Here is a 1,543-nt window from a genome sequence, read left to right as displayed (position 1 = left end):
CCGCGGTGGTCGGCTCGAGGAGCGGGGGGCCGGAGGCCTCCCCGACGAGGGCCGGCAGGGGCTCAGCGCGACAGGGGTACGGAACCTGGCCGCGGTGGTCGGCTCGAGGAGCGGGGGGCCGGAGGCCTCCCCGACGAGGGCCGGCAGGGGCTCAGCGCGACAGGGGTACGGAACCTGGCCGCGGTGGTCGGCTCGAGGAGCGGGGGGCCGGAGGCCTCCCCGACGAGGGCCGGCAGGGGCTCAGCGCGACAGGGGTACGGAACCTGGCCGCGGTGGGAGTCCGGAGGACGACAGAGTGCACAGAGTGCCTAGCCTCGGGGCCATGGGCACCGTCCTCAACGTCCTGCACGTCGTGGCCGCCGTCTTCCTCATCGGCCCGATGGCGCTGTTGCCGCACACAGCGCTGCGGGCCGTCCGGGCGGGCGACGTCCCCTCGGTGGAGCTGCTGACGCGGTCCACCCGGGTCTTCACGTGGGCGTCGCTGGCGGTGGCCCTGTTCGGGTTCGGCGTCTCCGGGGTGGAGGGCATCCCGCTGTCCCGGACGTGGCTGTGGCTGTCGATCGTGCTGTACCTGGTCGCGCTGGTGGTCAGCCTCGTCCTCGTCGTCCCCGCGCTCTCCCGCGCGTCGGCCGGCCTGCGGCGTGGCGACTCCTCCGCCAAGGCGCTCTACGGCCGGATCGCGGCCGGGGCCGGCGTCGTCACCCTGCTCCTGGTGGCCGTCGCGGTCCTCATGGTCTGGAAGCCCTGACCGACACGCCGGACGGCGGCCTCCCCCGCTCCCGAGCAGGTCAGCGGGACCCTCTGTGCGTGCTCGGTCACTCCCACGCGCTCTCGGGGCTCGCCGCGGGCGCCGCGACGCTGCCCTGGGCCCCGGTGGAGGGCCCCGTCGCCCAGGTCGCGTGGATCGCCGCGGCCGGCGGGTTCGCCATGCTGCCCGACCTCGACCACAGCGGCTCGACGGTCTCCGACATGTGGGGACCGATCACCGACGTGCCCTCCGGCGCGATCGGACGGCTGGCGCAGGGTCACCGCTGGGGCACCCACGACGCCGTCCTGGCCCCGCTCGCGTTCGGCGCGCTCGCCCTCGCCGCGGCGAACGCGTTCTGGTCGAGCCTGCTGCTGATCGCCCTGGCCATCGGGCTGGCACTGCGGGCCCTGCACTTCGTGATCCCCGGGCGGACGGAGAACACCGTCGTCGGCAACCTCGTGCTGTCCTGGGCCGGCGCGTGGCTGCTGCTCGAGCACATGCCCCAGCCCGCGTGGCTGCCGTACGCGGTGGCACTGGGCGTGCTGACCCACATCGCCGGAGACGCGCTCACCAAGCAGGGCGTCCCCGTGCCGCTGGTCTGGCTGCTCAAGCGCTGCCGGCTGGCGCTCACCCCGTTGCGCACCGGCACCGTGCTGGAGAAGGCGGTGCTGGCGCCCGGGTTCGTCCTGGTCACGCTGTGGTTCGTCTACGCCAACACCGGCGTGGGCACGGCGATCGGCCCCTGGCTGCACCTGGACTGACCGGCGGGGATCGGTGCGGGTGACCCGCACCGAT

At 74.7% G+C, this 1,543-nt stretch carries 2 protein-coding genes; both read left to right on the top strand.

The features are described from left to right. Window positions 1–322: 322 nt before the first annotated feature. Entirely contained in the window at window positions 323–748 is a 426-nt protein-coding gene (locus ACI79C_RS25220; protein ID WP_456948444.1) for a DUF2269 family protein, read from the top strand. 59 nt (window positions 749–807) lie between these two features. Next, entirely contained in the window at window positions 808–1,509 is a 702-nt protein-coding gene (locus ACI79C_RS25215; RefSeq protein WP_456948443.1) for a metal-dependent hydrolase, read from the top strand. Window positions 1,510–1,543 lie beyond the last annotated feature (34 nt).

This window comes from Geodermatophilus sp. SYSU D00697, assembly GCF_054050175.1.
Note: the sequence above shows the minus strand (reverse complement) of the source record. Positions and strands in the feature narration are given on the sequence as shown.